The organism is Gracilibacillus boraciitolerans JCM 21714 (genome assembly GCF_000521485.1).
In the GTDB taxonomy this organism is placed as follows: domain Bacteria; phylum Bacillota; class Bacilli; order Bacillales; family Amphibacillaceae; genus Gracilibacillus; species Gracilibacillus boraciitolerans.
Map to the genome: position 1 here is coordinate 1 of NZ_BAVS01000044.1, position 19388 is coordinate 19388.

The 19388-nt window shown below is 34.2% G+C and carries 16 protein-coding genes and 4 pseudogenes; all 20 read right to left on the reverse strand.

Annotated features, from left to right (window positions below):
• Positions 1-611 (reverse strand): nucleotide sugar dehydrogenase (locus JCM21714_RS16370; RefSeq protein ID WP_035725995.1); only part of this gene is annotated, 611 nt, incomplete at its 3' end.
• A gap of 273 nt (positions 612-884) precedes the next feature.
• On the reverse strand, positions 885-2150 hold the full coding sequence (locus tag JCM21714_RS16375) for an oligosaccharide flippase family protein (protein WP_084040910.1): 1266 nt from the start codon (positions 2148-2150) through the stop codon (positions 885-887).
• A gap of 252 nt (positions 2151-2402) precedes the next feature.
• Positions 2403-3338: an ATP-grasp fold amidoligase family protein gene (locus JCM21714_RS16380; RefSeq protein ID WP_035726000.1), complete on the reverse strand. Its 936-nt coding sequence runs from the start codon at positions 3336-3338 to the stop codon at positions 2403-2405.
• Between the two features lie 231 nt (positions 3339-3569).
• Complete coding sequence (locus JCM21714_RS16385) at positions 3570-4343, reverse strand: ATP-grasp fold amidoligase family protein (protein ID WP_035726017.1); 774 nt, start codon at positions 4341-4343, stop codon at positions 3570-3572.
• A gap of 93 nt (positions 4344-4436) precedes the next feature.
• Positions 4437-4634 carry a hypothetical protein gene (locus JCM21714_RS16390; RefSeq protein WP_035726002.1) on the reverse strand — a complete coding sequence of 66 codons (198 nt, stop codon included), beginning with the start codon at positions 4632-4634 and terminating at the stop codon, positions 4437-4439.
• On the reverse strand, positions 4612-5556 hold the full coding sequence (locus JCM21714_RS16395) for a glycosyltransferase (RefSeq protein WP_035726004.1): 945 nt from the start codon (positions 5554-5556) through the stop codon (positions 4612-4614). The genes JCM21714_RS16390 and JCM21714_RS16395 overlap by 23 nt, the downstream gene beginning before the upstream one ends.
• Before the next feature lie 222 nt (positions 5557-5778).
• Positions 5779-6276, reverse strand: coding sequence for a hypothetical protein (locus JCM21714_RS16400; protein WP_052000845.1), 498 nt, complete (start codon positions 6274-6276; stop codon positions 5779-5781).
• Positions 6277-6553: 277 nt separating this feature from the next.
• A complete protein-coding gene (gene wzy / locus JCM21714_RS16405) occupies positions 6554-8098 on the reverse strand; it encodes an O-antigen polysaccharide polymerase Wzy (protein WP_035726006.1) in 1545 nt (514 codons plus the stop codon).
• Between the two features lie 135 nt (positions 8099-8233).
• Positions 8234-8608: a glycosyltransferase gene (locus JCM21714_RS16410; protein ID WP_084040912.1), complete on the reverse strand. Its 375-nt coding sequence runs from the start codon at positions 8606-8608 to the stop codon at positions 8234-8236.
• Between the two features lie 215 nt (positions 8609-8823).
• Positions 8824-9330: a glycosyltransferase gene (locus JCM21714_RS24525; RefSeq protein ID WP_369403640.1), complete on the reverse strand. Its 507-nt coding sequence runs from the start codon at positions 9328-9330 to the stop codon at positions 8824-8826.
• A gap of 27 nt (positions 9331-9357) precedes the next feature.
• Complete coding sequence (locus JCM21714_RS16420) at positions 9358-10179, reverse strand: glycosyltransferase (RefSeq protein WP_052000847.1); 822 nt, start codon at positions 10177-10179, stop codon at positions 9358-9360.
• Between the two features lie 36 nt (positions 10180-10215).
• Positions 10216-10908: a sugar transferase gene (locus tag JCM21714_RS16425; protein WP_035726011.1), complete on the reverse strand. Its 693-nt coding sequence runs from the start codon at positions 10906-10908 to the stop codon at positions 10216-10218.
• Positions 10908-12030, reverse strand: a pseudogene (locus JCM21714_RS16430) (DegT/DnrJ/EryC1/StrS family aminotransferase). Before JCM21714_RS16430 ends, JCM21714_RS16425 begins: the two are co-directional and overlap by 1 nt.
• A gap of 380 nt (positions 12031-12410) precedes the next feature.
• A complete protein-coding gene (locus JCM21714_RS18830) occupies positions 12411-12791 on the reverse strand; it encodes a prepilin-type N-terminal cleavage/methylation domain-containing protein (protein ID WP_052000849.1) in 381 nt (126 codons plus the stop codon).
• A 359-nt stretch (positions 12792-13150) separates the two neighbouring features.
• On the reverse strand, positions 13151-14986 hold the full coding sequence (locus JCM21714_RS16440) for a polysaccharide biosynthesis protein (RefSeq protein WP_035726013.1): 1836 nt from the start codon (positions 14984-14986) through the stop codon (positions 13151-13153).
• A gap of 29 nt (positions 14987-15015) precedes the next feature.
• Positions 15016-15893: pseudogene (gene galU / locus JCM21714_RS16445) on the reverse strand (UTP--glucose-1-phosphate uridylyltransferase GalU).
• Positions 15894-15949: 56 nt separating this feature from the next.
• A pseudogene (locus tag JCM21714_RS16450) lies at positions 15950-16716 on the reverse strand (tyrosine-protein phosphatase).
• A gap of 100 nt (positions 16717-16816) precedes the next feature.
• A complete protein-coding gene (locus JCM21714_RS16455) occupies positions 16817-17482 on the reverse strand; it encodes a tyrosine-protein phosphatase (RefSeq protein WP_052000850.1) in 666 nt (221 codons plus the stop codon).
• A 322-nt stretch (positions 17483-17804) separates the two neighbouring features.
• Positions 17805-18439 (reverse strand): annotated as a pseudogene (locus tag JCM21714_RS16460) (CpsD/CapB family tyrosine-protein kinase).
• Positions 18440-18470: 31 nt separating this feature from the next.
• Positions 18471-19229, reverse strand: coding sequence for a YveK family protein (locus tag JCM21714_RS16465; protein WP_035726015.1), 759 nt, complete (start codon positions 19227-19229; stop codon positions 18471-18473).
• Between the last annotated feature and the right edge of the window lie 159 nt (positions 19230-19388).

A 19388-nucleotide genomic window follows, 5' to 3' on the forward strand; every position in this document is an offset into this window, starting at 1 on the left:
CTTTCTGCTGATCTTCTATTCACTGATACAATCGGTAAATGAAACGGCTCATAGATTTTCATAAGCAAATCTTCAGACCAATTACTTTCTGTTCCGATAATAATACGTTCAGCATGTAAAGTATCATGAACAGCAGAACCTTGCGCCAAGAATTCAGGGTTTGATGCTACTTCTACTTTCACATTATTAACTAAAAAGTCTTGAATAAATTGCTCAACTTTATCATTTGTTCCAACTGGAACTGTTGATTTAACAACTACTAGACAATCTTTTTCTACCGATTCAGCAATCTGTCTAGCAACAGTTGCAATATATGATAAATTTGCAGAACCATCTGGTTGTTCCGGAGTACCTACACCGATAAAAATTGCATCTGCATCCTTATAGGCTGATTCATAATCAGTTGTATAATCAATTCTTCCATCTGCATAATTCTTTTGCATTAATTCTTCTAATCCTGACTCATAGATTGGGGATATGCCTTGTTTCATTCTATTTACTTTATTTTCATCTATATCAACACACATTACCTGATGACCCATTTCGGCAAAACAAACCCCCCCTGCAACTAGACCTACATACCCTGTTCCTGCTACTGCTATTTTATACATTATTACGCCTTCCTTTACTAATAGATTTCATATAACGCAGAACACTCCATCAAATATTCAATAAAGATATACGCTGCTTTTCAAAATTTCCTACTACTATAACAATATGGTTTTAACTAGCAAAATGGATTACTGGCAAAAATTATCAAAACTAACTTTAACCATTGTAGTTTATCATTGTGTTTTTGTAGGATACTTTATCATCCGAATCTTTGCTGAAAGACTATTAATTAATCATTCAAGTGTATTCATAACTCATAATTTTTAATTGATTTAAAAGCTACTATTTTCGCCTTCTTTTATAAAACGACTAATTTGTTTTTCGCAATAAAATGCTGAGTATACTAATGATAAAAGCAAGGTAATTACCGTAGCAATTGCCGGTCCTTTTAGTCCAAATAGTTTAATAAAAATAATACTCAATCCCACATTCACTATTGCAATAAGAATATTTATTATTTGCTGAATTTGATGCTTTCCATTTGTATTATAATAAAGCATATAGAAGACAGTGATATACCGAATCATACTACCTAACATGAGCAGATTAAATATTTGTACAGTATCTACATACTTAGCTCCATATAGGGTAGTAATAATTGGCTTTGATAAGGCAATTACAAGTAAGTGTGCTACTATACTTGCAATAAAAATAAATAGCCTCTCTTTATAAAAGAATTGGCTGACCTTTTTATAATTATTTCCTGCAAAGTATCCCGATAAGCTTGAAGCATAATAGCTGGAAATTACAAAAGAAAAGCTTGCTATAGCGTTAAACAATTGGTAAGCAGCGTTATAAATACCAACTTCCTTATTCGTCATAAAGTACTTAACTACTGCCGTATCTCCAAAATTAAGCAAATATACTCCTGCAAACCCAAATAATTGCCAAAGTGAGAAGTTCAATACTTCTTTAAACCATGACCTATCAAACTCAAACCCATTTATATCTTTTCTATTGATCCCTAAGCTATAAAAAATAACCGATGCATGACTGACAATGTATATAATAATGAGTGTAGTAACATCAAACGGCAATAGGATGATAAGACCAATATAAATTACTTTGGCTGTAATTGAGAGCATACTTGATGTAATCTGTTTTTTTATAGCTAAGAAATACTGGTTCAAGTAATTTTCAATTACGCTGACATAAAGCCATATCAAGAGTAGAAACCATATATTTAAACCTATATAATTATCTATTTGATGCCTGAATAGTATAATCCCTATCGTTATAATAATTAAGCTAAAAAAGATAATTATGTTTCTAGCCCAAAAGGTTTTATTGATACTTCCATACTTTTCTTTTTCACGACTACCATAGTAAAGTATAGATGAAGAACTCCAACTAAATCCGAAAGTTGTTATAAGATTTACAACTAACAGGGCGACTGAAAAGATACCGAAATCTTCAACACTTAGTTTCCTAACAATAAAAATATTCGATGCTAGACCTAATACCATCGAAGCTACACGAAGTAGGGAAAATGAAAAGAATCTCCTTCTTGAAGCCAAGAAATTTATCACTTTATTCATTATGAATTACCGCCCTGCGTAAAAAGTTTGTTACTTACCTTGAATTACTTATTCACAATCCCTAATAATAACCTTTTCTTCTCTCACATGATTCATATTTTAAGTTTTTTTATCAATTAATGTTTCTATAATTCATTTAGCAACCATTTCCGTCCAAGATTACTCTTCTCGCAATTATGGGGCAGAGGGACAGGTCTTTCATTCCAATTGGTGTCATGTTATAGGGACAATAGACCATTCCCCCCCTTGTCCTTAATTTGTATTACTATCAGAGTTATAGACTGGTAGTTGTAACCAGCTTCCCATTACTTCTTCAAATTCCAGAGGCCTAATTTTCCCCCCCATCCCACTTTGATGGAAAAAAGTAATTTCACCAAATATTATTCTTTCTTTAATGTAATAAAAGTCAACTCTGGCATGAGGGAAATTTGAAGAGAGTTTTCGACTTAAACTTATCATTTCATCTAATTTATTAGGTTTATTAACTTTAATTTTCATTTCTTTGGGATAAGAAATTTCCGCATTCATGAGGTCCCATTTCAAGTCATATAGATTTCTTCTTGTTTTGTTCTTATTAGTTATACTAAAATCCACAGTTATAAATTTTGGTTCACCGTTAAAACAAAAGAAACGGTAGTCTCGAAGTTCATTACCGTCATCCTGCTCAATGTATTTTTCACAAATAATTCTTGGTTTTATGTCCTTATATACCCACTCACGATTTTGCCAATAATAATTTTTCCTAAACCATCTTCTCATTTTTTTGAACTCTTCGTGCCAATTCATCTCATTCTTGTTTTTACAAACTATATTAAACCCTGAACCGTGCGTACCTTTTAACACAAACGATTCAGGCAACTTATCTATATCAATTTCCTCCACGGAGTCATAAACCCCATAGAGTTCATTTAAATATTCCTCTCCAATCACTTCTTTTACAAACTTTCTCACTTCATATTTATCTGCGCATTGAGTAGCTAGCCTATCATGCCAATTAAATTTCAGCCATTGTAATTTATCGTTATAATTAATTGGATTCTTCAAATCCAAATCTCTGCCTAATTTAAATCTAAATCTTTTTCTGATAAGTTTTTCATCAGAGACTAAGTACATAAAATAAAACTTTTTCCAATTGTCATAAAGAGTAACAATTTTATCATTTTTTTTCATAATACTCCGAATTGACATATATCTGCACCACCTCGTGTTTTATTTTTTTCATAGAAGAAACAGATTCACATCATGAAAATTCTAAACTAAGTAAAGAGGATTCTAGTCTTTATAATCATTCATTTAAAAGATATTGCAATCTCATTCTAAAGCTTAAAATTCTTATAAGGAATTGAATCGCTAATAAAATGCCTTTAAGATAGTTCTAATTTTGTTTTGTACATTTACCTAAAGTTATCTATAAGTTCTTTAATTGTAATTAACATTAAACCTTTCTCCCAATTCATTATTAAATGTACTTGGTGAGAAGTTAATACAACCACTTTTTGGATAAAAGGTAATTTCTCCAAACACTAATTTTTCTTTAACTTCATAAAAATCAATTCTAGCAAATGGAAAAGGCTTTGAAAGCTTTTCAGCCACATCTAACATATCATCAAAACTTTTTGGCTTTTCTATATTATTTTTGCTATTCTCATAAGTCATTTTAACCCCCAACTTATTCCAGCCTTTATCATAAAGTGTCTGCTTGTGCTCACCAAAGCGATCCTCATCTACAACTATAAATTCTACATAACCGTTTATACAAAATAATTTATAATCCATTGGCACGGTTCCTTTATCAGTCAAAAACTTCTCAACAATTATCCTAGGTTTTATATCTTTATACGGCCACTCACCATTGAAATAATAGTGGTTTTTTTTCATATACTTCTTCAAGTTTTCCTTTTCTTTATTCCAGTCAATCTCTGATTTATCCTTGCAAATTAAGTTCTGCCCACTCCCATGAGTAACCTTCATGACGAATTCTTTTGGTAATGAACCGAAATCAATCTCTTCCACAGAATCATAGACTCCATATAACTCGTTTAATACATGGTCACCAATTTTTTCAGAAATATATTTTCTAACTTCGTATTTGTCAGCACACTGTGTCATGAGCGGATCGCGATGGTAGAGTTTTAAAAATTGCAACTTTTCATTAAAACTCTTTGGATTTTTTAAATTTGGAAACTCTCCCATTCTACTTTTATAGTAATACCTTATAAATTGTTTCTGAGGTATTATCCTAAAAACCATTTTATAAAAAAATAAAACCACTGTGAGTGCTTGATTTCATTTAAAATTCCTAGCATTAGAATACCTCTTTCCTATAAAGTTCATAATAAAAAAGTGCTCATACTCTTTAATAATTTTTCCCACATCAAAAGTTTTTTTCACTTGATTTATATTTTCTCCATTAATACTTTCAAACCATTCTTCATCCCAAGTTAGTTCTGGCTTAATCCTGTCATTTAACCCAGCAATATCCATTATTTCTCTTGTTCCTCCTGGATGATTTGTAACAATAGGGGGGGCACCCACAGCATATTGCTTCTAACAGAACATTAGGTAGACCCTCGTACCTTGAATGAAGAATAAACAAATCTGCATGATGCATCCAGATATAAGGATTTTGTTTCCGACCAACAAACTCTATCAAGTCATTAACGCTTAATTTAGATGCATAGGAAATAAGTTCATTTTTCAATGGTCCTTCCCCCCCAAGAACCCAAACTTTTACTGCAAGTCCCTTTTTCTTAGCAATAACCAGTGATTCAATAAGTTGTTCATACCACTTTTGATTACTTAACCTCCCTATAGAAACTACATTACGGGTAAATTGATCTTTTGGAAAAGGGGAGGTTGTATTTTTAGCCATTTTACTTATAAAATTTACGTCAACAGGGTTATAGATTTGGACTAGTTTCTCCTCTTTATATCCAAATGTATTTACAAAGTCCCCCCCTTTCATATAGTGAGATTGACATAAGATCTTATCTGCCCTTTTATAGATACTTTTATAAACTAATTTTAGTAACCATCGATTTCTGGTATATTTAAGTGACTCACTAGGTGTATTCATTTCACGAAAGACAATCTTGGTTTTTTTAGGGATAAGGGGCTTAATTAAGCCTATCAATATGGACATACCTCGTATAGATGAAAAAATAATATCTGGTTGTATTTTACGTATCTCTTTTATTAATGAAGGTGCCGCATATCGCACTTTAGATATTGGTAAAACTGTAACCTTTATGTCTTTAGGTAAATTTTGGAGATAATCACCTTGTTCCTGTACTAAAATCAGATGTACCGTAAATTTACTCTTATCTATATGACGAATAATTGTTGATACAACACGCTCAGCACCTCCGCCACCAAGTTTAGGCATAATAAATGCTATTTTTCTCAAAATTTATCCTCCTGTCCAACAGCGAATCATTTTATAAAAAGTGTTATTTCAACTCGAAGTATTAGGAGCATTGAACACTTTAATATCATTAACAATTGAGTCTTATTATCTAGCTACCTTTTTTTATTCCATTCAGTTCTACCATTATTGCTTATCTTCTTCGCGGGTACCCCCCCAGCTATAGCAATATTCTCTTCTTCAAAAGTTTTATTAACTACTGAATTAGCTCCTATTGCAACGTTTTTTTGCTATTCTTACATCACCTAAGATTACTGCTCCCACACCTACCACAACACCATCTTCTAGAGTTGGTGCTCCATGATTTGTTCCTCCTGCAACAAGACATGTATTAATATGCAGCGCTATGTCTTTGCCGCCTTTAACATTTTTATTGACTAAGATTGGACCTAAATGCATTAACTTTAATCCACGATCAAAGGTATTAATAGGAATCTGTATTAAGTGATTATTTCGAAATCTATTTAGCAAAACTTTATACAGTAGCCCTCTTAACCTCTTCCCGGTATTTACATAATACTCGGTCTTTCTCAACAGTACATTGTGTTTCCAAAGATATGATTGTTCAGTTATACAAAACAATGGCATATAAATCCTTTTTCTATTATAGAGTACTCTTTCATATTCCAAGAACTCTCTAAGGTCGTTTTTATTATTAATATATTTTATTGAACCTTTATGTTTATCTTCCGAATATTCCATACTGTTCATCCTAATAAGCCTCTCTTTAAAAAATTTCTTAGTTATTAGTGAAGTTTAAACTGTATAATTTGCTTATATAAACTTAAGCACTATAACATCAACCAAACAAACTATTTATTATAAATTAAAGCCGAGCCTCTCAAAACTAGAACCAAAAAATTTTAAAGATAATGATCTTCAACTAAAAAAGAATTAAAATGACGTATCGTTTTTTAACAACGAATAAATTATTCCAAGAAGTAGTTAAAAATGTGAAGTTACTAATAATAGTTCTGAATTAATATTCAGAAGATGAAAATTTTTGAGTTGATATAGCTGAGTGTTCATAAGAATATACACTTTGAACTTTATTTTTACTGTTAATCTTTCGGGCAAAAAAGGTTCTAAATACAATAAAGTAAACAAAAAACTGTATTGTAGTATAAATTATTTCACCAGCAATATAATTAAAAACATTTCTTGAAATATTCACAACTACTGCCGTTGTAATAATGCAAAATATTATTTTTAATGTTTCTGTATTAGGGTTTTTGTATTCTATATCAGTTATCCAATAAATAAAAAGACCAAAAGCAATCATAAAAAAAGGTAGCAAGATGGGTCCAAAGTTAATCAACATTTCCGCAACAATAGAGAAACCAGCTCCATTACTAATACCTAAATATTCCTGTGAAAACCAACCCCCAACAGATTTATAATTAAGGTCAAGCCAATCTATTACATCTTTAGTCGGGGGGGCTATTAATAAACCATAAAGAAAAGTATTCCCATATGGGAATATATCCCACCCGTTCATTGTTAGAACTGTTGTAACCTTCATAGTTCCTCCCATATTAAATATAGAACTAATTATGGGATTAGCATCTAATCCATTGATTGCATTTACTACTTTATCTATAGAGACACCTTTGTTCCTAACAGCAACTACAGCTACAGAAACATAAGTTAAAACTGTACCTAAGATAGTGAAAAGAACAATGTGTTTTAAATGAATTTTCTTGTAATAAAAATGATGACAAACGATTAAAATACATAATGAATAAAACCAACCGCCTCTATCTCCCACAAGTAAACTTAATACTACATTTATTCCAAATAAAATATAAACAAATCTAACTATCTTTTTGCTATATCCACTCCCTATTAACATACCGATTAAAACTGGTAAAAATAGGCGTGTTAAAATTTGAATAACAACATTGGTCCCAACTATTTCATCGTTATAATATAGTGCTGTATAACCATACGTTTGAGCATTAAGATAATTCACAAATAAATAATAGAACTCTGAAAGTATAACTATTGGGCTTATCAAGATAGAAAATTTAAACAACATCTTTTGCTTGTCGCTAATTTTAGATACTAACCCTGATAAGGTATAAGTATCATCAGTGGCAGCTTGTTTTTTTAATAAAATGGCTCCAAAGTGAATCATTAATCCTGATATAAGAACTATTAATTGAGTCTGAATAATATCATTACCAGTAGGTACTGGTAAGTAATAATATAAATTAGTTGTGCCAAGTTCTTGATCTACATGAATACCAAATGCCCATAAGATAGATTCACCAAAATTAAATAAGAAAAAGAAGACCATAAATATGTTGTATAGAGTTAGATATCTGCCAGTTAATTTTCTCCAAGTTTTTATTATATATATTAACTCAATAATTCCTAACCAGGAGAGTATAAAAATAACTCTCTCAGCATCTGACTGTGTTAAATAGTTAGAACTTGGATAAAGAATATAATATAAAAGTAGACCCGCTAGTGTAACAACAAAAATTTTAAATTTTATTAAATTAACTTTTTTATTTAACATGTTTTAACCTTTCCAACAAAAGTTGTAATAACCTAAGTAAATAAAATACTCATAGGTTACTATATTTTATTGTTATGACAGTTTTTCACTCCAGATTTGTTGAACCTTTAAATCCCCCCCATTTGCATTTAATTCTTAAAAAATACTTTCCCATTTGCAAACAATTTTCTCTAAGTTTAAATCATTTGCGATTTTTCTATTTTCAATTCGCATTTTTTTTCTAAGTTGGGAATTACTCATTATCTCTATAATTGCATTTCCGAGTGCATTTCGGTCATTTACTGGAACAATTCTCCCATTATCTTCTCCTATTAAATCACGTGCAATTCCAGTTGGGAAATCAGTTGATATTACAGGGAGACCGACAGCCATAGCTTCAACTAATGAGTTGGGGGGGAATCCTTCAAAATCAGAGGACATTATAAACAAGGAAGCATCCTTTATCTCATTCAAAACATCTTTACTTGCTCCACAAAGAGAAACTTTATTGGCAAGTCCATAAGATAGTATTTTTTTTCTATTTCCTCTCTCATAAAACCTTCACCATAAATTACAAGTTCACAGTGCGGCAATTCCTTGCTTATATCTGAAAAACTATCAATCAGTAGAGAAAAGTTTTTTTGGGGGGGTCCAGTCTACCAACTGCAACAATCTTCTGTAAACCCGCTTCTTCAACACATTCAGGAATTAGCCTATCATCAATAGGATTAGGTATAATAGTTATCTTACTCCTTGGTACCTCGGAGTAATAATCTGCAACTTTTCCCCCCCTGACAAATAAAATAATTAGCTTTCTTATAAATGTGACCTAAAAACTTTCTTACATATTTGTTTCTTCTTGACGGATCATTTCTTTCTGAGCATATATGATTAAATTTTAAACCAGATCGCTTTACAAAATATGTTAATATATCAGCTTCTATAAGCATCGAAATAACAGAATCAGGTTTAAAATACTCAATCTCTTTCCTAATAAACAAAAATGCTCGAAGAAAATTTTTAGCCATACTTGAGAAAGCACTAAATTTATTCGATCTATCAACTCTAAACATAGAGCTTCTAATAATGACATTTTCCCTAAGTGGGTAAAATGATTCATTTGACACTAGTGTAATTATTTTTACCGTATAACCCCCCCGTTCAGAAAGCGAGTTAGCAATATTTGCAACTACTCTTTCTGCTCCTCCCCCCCTCCCATTCTTGGTATGACAAACATTATTTTTTATTTTGATTCATTACCTTTTCACCTAACATAATTGTCATTCCCTCAGAAACTTTTTATAAATAAAGTGTTGAAGTCTTAAAGGTGCTAAAAACATAGCTGTTTGAGCTACCGCTACCATCAATACGTCCCAAGTACTTGAGTAACCTATTTTCCGAAATTTGTTTATAGTTGAAATATAGCTCTTGGTATTCCCCCCCCAACTTTTACGACGTTTTGCTAAATCGTCATTTATTCGAAACATTAGGAGAGCTTCATCTATGTTCTTTGCTTTACAACCAGTAAAAAGCATTCGTCCAAATAGGTCAACATCCTGATTTCTTCTTAAATTCGCATAACCACCTACTTCAATTACCTTGCTTTTACGATACATAACAACTGGATGATTAAAAGCACTCCTTTTTTTTGCAAACTCATAAATTTCAGGGTGTGAAGTAGGTACTTTTCTTGTCGAAACAACACTGAAAGAACTTGTATTAAATTCAGATACAAAAGCACCCACAATCGCTATTTCAGGTTCACTTTTAAATACACTTAATTGCTTTTCGCATCTTTCAGGTAGCGAAATATCATCTGTATCCATCCTAGCAACTAATTCATTTCTGCAAAGCTTTAGCCCAAGATTAAGGGCTAAACCTAGTCCAACATTATTCTCACTTACTACAATATTAAAAAGTGTTGGATGACTTGTTTGGTATTCCTTTAATACCTGTTCTAATTTAGGTGTTAATGGACCATCTTTAACAATAACAATCTCGTCAGGCATTATAGTTTGATTAATCATGCTTTCAATACTTTGACGAAGAAAATCTGGCTTTTCTTTTTTATAAAGTGACATTAAAACACTATATTTCTCCACGCTATTACCCCTCAATTATTTGTATAAGGTCATTTTTCAATTTAGTGTATTACTTTCTTCCATTGCAGAATAAAACTCCTCTTTGCTTATCTTTTTTTTCCTTAGTAGATAATCGCCAAGGTCTTCAGCAGTTTCCATACCCTCTGCACTTATGCCATCTTGTTTAAATACTTTTCCAACTGTCATAATAATTATCTTTATATCCAATAAAAATTTAATATCACTAATATATTCTAGATCTAGAGCTAATTTTTCTTCCCAGTTAACACCATTCCGACCATTAACTTGTGCCCAACCTGTAAGCCCTGGTAAAACACTATGTCTTTTCCTTTGCTCTTTTGTCATAAAAACCATATCTCTAACCAATTGTGGTCTTGGACCAACTATGGACATATCACCCTTCAAAATATTAAAAAGTTCCGGTAGTTCATCAAGAGATGTAGAACGTAGTAATCTACCAAACTTCGTCAACCTAGCACTATCGGGTAGTAACTCCCCTTTAACATCTCTTTCATCCGTCATAGTCCTAAACTTATACATCATAAAAATCTCTTCATTTAGCCCAGGTCTCTTTTGCTTAAATAGAACAGAACTACCTAATTTTGTTCTAACAAGAATCGCCACTACTAGAAGTATCGGACTAAGAACAATAATAGCTATTAATGATAGCATGAAATCCATCGGTCTTTTTATACATCTTCTATAAATACCACCTTTGGAATTATTCATTATTTAAACCACAACCCCCCCTTAATAGTCTCCACAACTCTTTCTAAATCCTCATCCGTCATCTTCGTATCAGACGGTAAACAAACCCCCCCATTCTCAAATAACTTTTCCGATATACCTTCACCCACAAAATCATACTTATCAAAGAACGGTTGCAGATGCATCGGTTTCCAAACCGGCCTTGACTCAATATTCTCTGTTTCCAATGCATTAAATACATCAATTGGTCGTACTTTACCAGTCAACGTAATCGAACTTAGCCAGTAATTCGGTTCATCCCATTCATTACTAGGCATGAATTCAACACCTTCAAGCCCACCAAGCTCTCTCTTATAAAACTCTAAGATATAATTCTTCTTCGCAACTCTCTGATCTAACACCTTAAGCTGCCCTCTACCAATCCCAGCAACAACATTACTCATTCGATAATTGAATCCTAATTCGCTATGTTGATAATGCCTTGCTTGATCTCGGGATTGAGTGGCCCAAAATCTTGCCTTAGCAATTCTTTCTTCATTATTAGAAACAAGCATCCCTCCGCCAGAAGTAGTGATAATCTTATTTCCATTAAAAGAGAAGATGCCATAATCTCCAAAAGTCCCTGTATGCTTACCTTTGTAGTAAGTACCTAAAGACTCAGCAGCATCTTCTATTACCGCAACATTATGTTTCTTGCAAATTTCCATTATCTTATCCATATCAGCAGATAAACCATATAAATGAACAACAACGACTGCCTTTACTTCAGGATATTTCTCAAACGCTTCTTCTAATGCTTTTGGACTCATGTTCCAAGTTTCATAATCACTATCGATAAAAACAGGTATCGCATTTTGATAAATAATCGGATTTGCAGTAGCAGAGAAAGTGAGTGTTGGACAAAATACAATATCCCCCTTCTCCGACTCCTGCTGCTTTAAGAGCTAGATGAATAGCAGCTGTTCCTGAAGACAGTGCTGCAGCAGCTTTAGAACCAACCTTCTCAGCAAGTTCTCTTTCAAATCCATTTACGTTTTCACCAAGAGGTGCAATCCAGTTTGTATCAAAAGCTTCCTTTACATATTGCATTTCATAACCTTCGTCACTCATATGTGGTGAAGAGAGGAATATTCTTTCTTTCACTTTTGTCGTCTCCATCTTCTAGACTTCCTTCCCTAGTTAGGTTAATATTTTAGTAGATTAGGACTTAATTAGAAGATTTACCTCTAACTAACTACTAAACCACTAAACCTTATCTATATCTAATAGCCACCTCGTAATATCTATTCAATCTACCTAACAAATACGAAATAGATATTCTTTCATTTACCACCTTAAATCAAGTTTCTTCCTATTATATATAGCATTCAATCAATCTATAACATTCGCTAAAAACACCTCAAACCCTTATCCCGCAAGGTTTCTAGCGTTCAATCTAACTATGATAGTCAGTTCCCATCAACCATTCAACCAAATACTAAAAAAAGAGAACATGCTGTCATACCAATAAACCAAAACTATTCTCAAATAAAATATCCTACAACCAAGGAACCCCCCCCATTATCACTTTCTTGCTGATCATGCACACTACATGCAACATCATCCGTTATATAAGTATAAATTCCATCAGTCGGACACAAAGGTTGTTGATAATATTCAGTTAAAAATTGATTAAACAAACTTTCTGAATGTGTTATACCTTTTAATGCCATATGCTCCTGATATAATCTTGCCACCTGTTGTTGATTAGCTTCACACACATCTATTTGGGATTGCTCTACCAAATTACCAATACTCGGTACTGCAATGACAACGATGATACTTAAAATCACAATTACAGCTAATAATTCTACTAAAGTAAAGCCATCTTGCTTATTATGTGATAAACTATGCCATTTTCCCATTGTTCATTTCCTTTATAAAGTAATTACCCAAAGTGCTTGTCACAAACAAACCGCAACAAGCACTTTGGTAGTTTGTTTACACTTTCTATCCCGTTTATGTAATATAGCATTCAACCCCCCCGCCTCACGCGATACTACTGACAACTAGTGCTAAGGTGACTCCACCCACAGCATCGCCGAGTGCCTCCAATGATAAAGGTCTAGGAGACAATACCTTTTACGATCAATCTTTTCCCAATCTTTTTGTTTCACAGACTAAAGGATAGATATTGGTTTACTGCATTTTTTAACTTTCGATTTTCCTTAGTCTCCATCACAAGTAATTCGTGACAGGCACTTTAAAGATATTTTTAAGGAAACTATTTTGCTACTTCTAATTTTTTTTGTTGTTCCCGATACACAATTTCCATCAAATGCTCTTTTAATTGCTCATTACTATGATCTTTGAAACTACTTAATAATTCCCACAAGCGATTCTGTTCCACTTCCATTGTTTTTCCGATATAAATTTTGTCATATACTGCTTCTGGATGTACTTCATTTTCTCCAAGTAATTCTTCATACATTTTTTCACCTGGCCTTATTCCTGAAAACTCAATTGAGATCTCTTCTTCTGTATATCCTGAAAGCTTGATAAGATTTTTTGCTAAGTCTACTATTTTTACCGGTTCACCCATATCTAAGACAAAAATTTCTCCGCCTCTTGCTAAGGTACCTGCCTGGATCACTAGGCGAGAGGCTTCTGGTATTGTCATAAAATAGCGAGTCATGTCTGGATGGGTAACTGTAATTGGTCCTCCTTGTTCAATTTGTTTCTTAAATAATGGAATGACACTACCTCGACTACCGAGTACATTGCCAAATCGAACTGCTACAAATTTTGTCTCGCTGCGAGATGCCAGGTCTTGGACAACCATTTCGGCTACCCTTTTTGTTGCACCCATCACGTTAGTTGGGTTGACTGCTTTATCTGTTGACACTAATACAAAGGTATGAACATTGAAGGCATCTGCTGCTTCTGAAACATTTTTTGTTCCTATGATGTTATTTTTTACTGCTTCATGTGGGTTATATTCCATCAATGGTACATGCTTATGCGCTGCTGCGTGATAAATGATTCTTGGATGGTGTTTGTCGACCACCTCAAAAATTCGTTCCCGGTCCTGGACGTCTGCTATAATTGGTATAATTTCTATTTCACTTTGTTGATATTTTTGCTTAAGCTCCATATCAATTGAATAAATACTAAATTCGCCATGACCGACTAATAAAATTTTTGATGGAGTAAATCGCATTAATTGCCTGCAAATCTCAGAACCTATTGATCCACCGGCACCAGTTACCATTACCGTATTACCTGTTACATATTCTGATATTGAATTAATATCAAGTTCAACTGGATCTCGTCCCAAAACATCCTCTACATCGACATTTTTCAATGTACTTACCGATACTCTTCCGGATACGATATCTTCTATCTTTGGTACCATTTGGACTTTGGCATTGGTACTGTTACAGGTCGCTACCATTTCGGATAAGGCCCCCCCATTTGTTAAAGAAGGGATCGCTATGACGATTTGATCAATCTCTAACTCTTTCGCGAGCTTCGGAATATCTTTACTGCTTCCCGCGACAGGCAAATCATACATTTGCATTTTGTGCATCGCCAGATTGTCGTCTACAAATGCCACTGGTAATAGGTCGGTATTTTGATGTTCATTGCGCAGTTGTCTGGCAATCATTGCCCCCCCGGCAGCACCGGCACCAACAATTAAGGTTCGTTTCTTCTTTCCTTTGTCCTTCATATAGCGGTCACGATAGATTCGCCAAACGAAACGAGAACCACCAATTAAGGTAATATGTAATAACCAGGTGACGATCAGCGCTCGGCGATAGAGCGTAAAATTGCTGACAATGAATTGGATAACACCTGTCGCAACGATCGTGAATGTTACCGCCTTTGCAATGGCGATTAATTCTCCGATACTGGCATAAGACCACACTTTATGGTAGAGCTTATACTTGAAAGCGAAGAGGTGGTGGAAGAGAAGCAGAGCTATTACTGTAATAACAATGTCTGCTGTTCCGATAAGTGTTGTATTTGGATAAACGACCCATGACGCGATAAAGATCGCTGTACTGACAATAACGGAGTCCAATAGAACTAATAATAATATTCGTTGTTTATAACCCATTAGGGGGTCAATCCCTTCTTTATTCGATCTTAATGATTGACCTTCGCTGTCATTAACTCTACGATGAATTTCCTGACGTCTTCACCAATTTCTTCATTTTCTAAAGCAAATTCAATGGTTGTTTTGACAAAACCTAATTTCTCGCCAACATCATATCGTTTTCCTTCAAAATCATAGGCAAATACACTTTGCGAATCATTTAATTGCTGAATGGCATCGGTTAACTGAATTTCGCCACCTGCTCCAATTTGCTTCATATCTAAATATTTAAAGATATTAGGGGAAAGAATGTATCTGCCATAATTGCCAAATTAGAAGGTGCCGTTCCCATTTTTGGTTTTTCAACAAATTCACTTACCGAATAGCTTCGCCCATCCTGTTCTTTCGGACCGACAATGCCATAGCGATGTGTTTCGTTTTCTGGAACTTGTTGTACGCCGATGACTGAACCACCAGTTAATTCATACTGATTAATCAATTGCTTTAAGCAAGGTGTTTCGGATTGGACAATGTCATCACCTAGCAGTACGGCAAACGGCTCATCTCCGATGAATTTGCGGGCACACCAGATCGCATGTCCTAATCCTAAGGGCTCTTTTTGTCTTATGTAGTGAATATCTACTTCGCCTGGCTGTTTGGTTTTTTCCAGCAATTCAAATTTACCTTTTTTTAGTAAATTGTCTTCTAATTCAAAGTTGTGATCGAAGTGATCCTCTATCGCTCGTTTGCCTTTACCGGTTACAATGATGATATCTTCGATGCCAGATGCGACTGCTTCTTCGATAATGTATTGAATCGTTGGTTTATCAACAATTGGCAGCATTTCCTTTGGCATCGCCTTTGTTGCTGGTAAAAATCGTGTACCTAAACCCGCTGCCGGGATAATCGCTTTTCTTACTTTTTTCATTTTATTGCATCCCCCTACTTTATTCTTTATAACGCACATTGAGACCAAAAATAACCCTAGAAAATACCTAGTACTTTCTTTGTTTTGATTTTTTGAGGTGCTTCTCCGATAATCATTTCTCCATTGATCAGATATTGTGCATTTTCCATAAACCAGTAGACCATTGTACTACCATATTCATCTTCCAGGATAGTATGTGCTTCTTCGAACAAAAATCCTCGGTTTGATACATTATGTGCATCGGAAGCAATAAAATGTGTTAAATTTGCTTCAATTAATTGTAAGGTTGTTTTTTTTATTTTCTTGCCAAATTTACCTGTCAGACTGGCCGCCGTAACCTGGGTTAAGCTGCCATTACTGACAGATCATATAAGATATTAGGATTTTCAATAATTTCTTTATTGCGTTCGGGATGAACGATGATTGGTTTGATATTCTGCAGCTGCAGATCAAACAATAATTGCTTGGTATAGCGCGGAACATGATTCGCTGGAAGTTCCACAAGTAAATAACTGCTCGTCTCATTTAGTGGCAACAGCTGGTTATTTTCTAAATCTGTTACGAATTCTCCATTTATTCTTGTTTCCTGACCAGGCAGAATAGTAAGTGGAATATTGTCTGCTTGTAATCTATCATTTAATTGGGCAACCGCTGTTATTATGTCTGGTTTATAGTTATCATAACTGCCATTAAGGTGATGTGGTGTAGCAATTATCGTGTTAATTCCTTGTGAAACAGCATTTTCCGCCATTTCCACACTTTCCTCGATATGCTTTGGACCATCATCCATCCCAGGTAATATATGACAATGTATATCAATCATCTTTATCCAGCGTCCCTTCGTGAGTTAACTGCTTCTGTCAACCTACTAATTAATATGATTTTTTGTTATCATGTTAGCAATAGGCTTTAGAATTTTCATATTAGATAATGCCTAAAATTTTCTTCTTTTTGATCCGCTGTGGTTCTTCTCCCTGGACGGTCTTTGCTTCTTCCAGGAGATTCATATTTTCCTGCAACAGATAGAATTGCTCGATCGGCAGGTTTCGCTTCAGGATTTTCCAGGCTGGCTGCAGAAAATAACGCTTGGTTTCTGCGGTATCTGATCCGACAAAATGTACTAAATTATGTTTGAGTAATTGCTGAGCACACTTCTGAATCTTTCTGCCCTTCTTACCACAAATCGACTTTGCACTGATTTGGACGAGTGCGCCGTTTTTCACTAGACTATAGAGTGTATTAGGCTCTTCCTGGATCACGTTATTCTTTTCTGGATGGACGAGAACTGGCTTAAATCCTATCAATTGCAAATCATAACAAAGCTGTTGCGTGTACTGTGGAATATGGTCATACATTATTTCGATAAAAATATATGTTGGGTCTGTCCCATATCCGATTAGTTTACTTTGTGTTAATTGTTCTATCATTTTTCCATCGATCCGAATCGTTTGCGATGGGAGAATGCTAATTTTAATTTTCTCTTTTTGTAAGGTGTCGTTTAGCTTTTTTACTAGATTGATAATCGAATCTTTATTATTCTCGAATTTCCCTGGTATGTAGCGTGGGGGCAGCGATAATCGTGTGAACACCTGCTTGTTGTGCTTGTCTTGCTAATGCCGTGCCGATGCAATATCTGGAACACTTTCTTTATTAATTGGAAGAATATAAGGACTAATATCCAGCATGTGAACCACCTTTCTCTTTCCCTATCCATAACCTCTATATATCTATTTGTTCTTTATAACGTTCGTTCTATATAAAGAATAACATATTCGTTATAGTTTGAAAAGGGGGGGAAAATTCAAGATTTTTGTATTTTTTATGTAAAAATGCGGTAAAATTTGTTGTTTAAGCTATAAAAAACCTTTCGATATCATTGGGGTGATCGAAAGGTTTTTGGTTTCTTCTATATTAATAGCCGTAATAATAGGATTGACCTTTCTTCTGCCAACGATCATTTAGTACTACACCTAATAGTCTGGCTTTCCCTGTTTCCAGTAATTCCTTCGCTTTATTTGCTGCATCATACTCTGTTTGCTTACTTCTTACCACCATTACTGATCCATCACACCAATTCGCTAATATTTGGGCATCGGTAACTGCTAATACTGGTGGTGTATCAAACAGGATAATATCATAAAGTGTGACCAGATTTGATATTAATGTTTCCATTGCTTTTGATCCTAGTAATTCTGATGGGTTAGGTGGAATCGGTCCACACGATAACAGATCCAATCCTGCTACATCACTTTTTGTAACTGATTCTCGTAAGGTAGCTTCTTCTACTAACACACTGCTCAAGCCTCTTCGATTATCCACTCGAAATGTATAATGTAAGGTCGGCTTCCGCATGTCGGCATCAATTAGCAAAACTTTCTTCCCTTGCTGTGCGAACACAATTGCTAAATTGGCTGCTGTTGATGATTTCCCTTCAGAGGTCCTGAAGATGTGACAAGGATGGTTTTTAATTCGCCATCAATATTGGAAAATTGCAAATTGGTACGTATCGTTTTGAATTGCTCTGCTATAGGAGAACGTGGGTTCATTTTGGTAATTAAATGTCTGACATTGGCTAAGTTAGACTGTTTTTTTCTTTTGAGCACTAAAGCTTCCACCCTTTCTTTTCGTATTTAATGTAACCGGTTCTCCTCCGATAGCGACCATATCCTGTTCATCAATATGGGAGACAACTCCGAGGATTGGCAATTGTAATTTCGTTTCTATATCCTGTTCGTTCTTTACTGTATTATCTAAATACTCTAATAAGAACGATAAACCAACACCAACCATCGCTCCTAACACCATCGCGATCATAATGTTTAACATAGGATTGGGACTGATCTGGCTTGCGCCTTCTGCTTTCGATAACACACTGACATTGTTTACGTTCAGCAGGGTAGGTAAATCCTCGCGAAAGATCTCTACTGTTGTATTGGCGATTTCTGCTGTAAGTTCCGGATTCACATCTGTGACACTTAAGGTTACCACTATGGAACTTTCAGAACTGGATAACGACATTTTACTGCTTAAAGCTCCAGCTGACATTGGTAGATTCAATTCATCGACAACTTGTTCTAGGATGTGATTACTTGTGATAATGTCATTGTATGTACTGATAATTTCCACATTTGATCTAATTTGATTAATATCGACATTACTTATTTGATTAGTCTCTTGCTTGACGATAAATTGTGTACTAGATTGGTAGGTTGGTGTCAAAACAAAAAAACTAATAAGAGCGCTGATACCTGCTGCTCCAATCGTGAGTAGAATAATCAGTAATAAGCGTTTCCTGAGGACCTCAAAAATCTCTTTCAGTGATATTGTTTCTTCCATTACGCTGTTACCTCCACATATATTTATTCCTTTTTTGACGAATTCTATTTTATTTGGAATGAAATAGAATCGATCATTAACGAAAGTATAACATAAAGTTTGTTATAACGAACAATATTTTTGTGATTTTTTTTAAAATTATGATGTGGAGTTTAGATT

Excerpts from the sequence above, each read along its gene's own strand:
- JCM21714_RS16375 (WP_084040910.1), bottom strand. The coding sequence starts at position 2,150 with ATGAATAAAGTGATAAATTTCTTGGCTTCAAGAAGGAGATTCTTTTCA.
- JCM21714_RS16380 (WP_035726000.1), bottom strand. The coding sequence starts at position 3,338 with ATGTCAATTCGGAGTATTATGAAAAAAAATGATAAAATTGTTACTCTT.
- JCM21714_RS16385 (WP_035726017.1), bottom strand. The coding sequence starts at position 4,343 with ATGGGAGAGTTTCCAAATTTAAAAAATCCAAAGAGTTTTAATGAAAAG.
- JCM21714_RS16390 (WP_035726002.1), bottom strand. The coding sequence starts at position 4,634 with ATGGATATTGCTGGGTTAAATGACAGGATTAAGCCAGAACTAACTTGG.
- JCM21714_RS16400 (WP_052000845.1), bottom strand. The coding sequence starts at position 6,276 with ATGGAATATTCGGAAGATAAACATAAAGGTTCAATAAAATATATTAAT.
- wzy (WP_035726006.1), bottom strand. The coding sequence starts at position 8,098 with ATGTTAAATAAAAAAGTTAATTTAATAAAATTTAAAATTTTTGTTGTT.
- JCM21714_RS16425 (WP_035726011.1), bottom strand. The coding sequence starts at position 10,908 with ATGAATAATTCCAAAGGTGGTATTTATAGAAGATGTATAAAAAGACCG.
- JCM21714_RS18830 (WP_052000849.1), bottom strand. The coding sequence starts at position 12,791 with ATGGGAAAATGGCATAGTTTATCACATAATAAGCAAGATGGCTTTACT.
- JCM21714_RS16440 (WP_035726013.1), bottom strand. The coding sequence starts at position 14,986 with ATGGGTTATAAACAACGAATATTATTATTAGTTCTATTGGACTCCGTT.
- JCM21714_RS16465 (WP_035726015.1), bottom strand. The coding sequence starts at position 19,229 with ATGGAAGAAACAATATCACTGAAAGAGATTTTTGAGGTCCTCAGGAAA.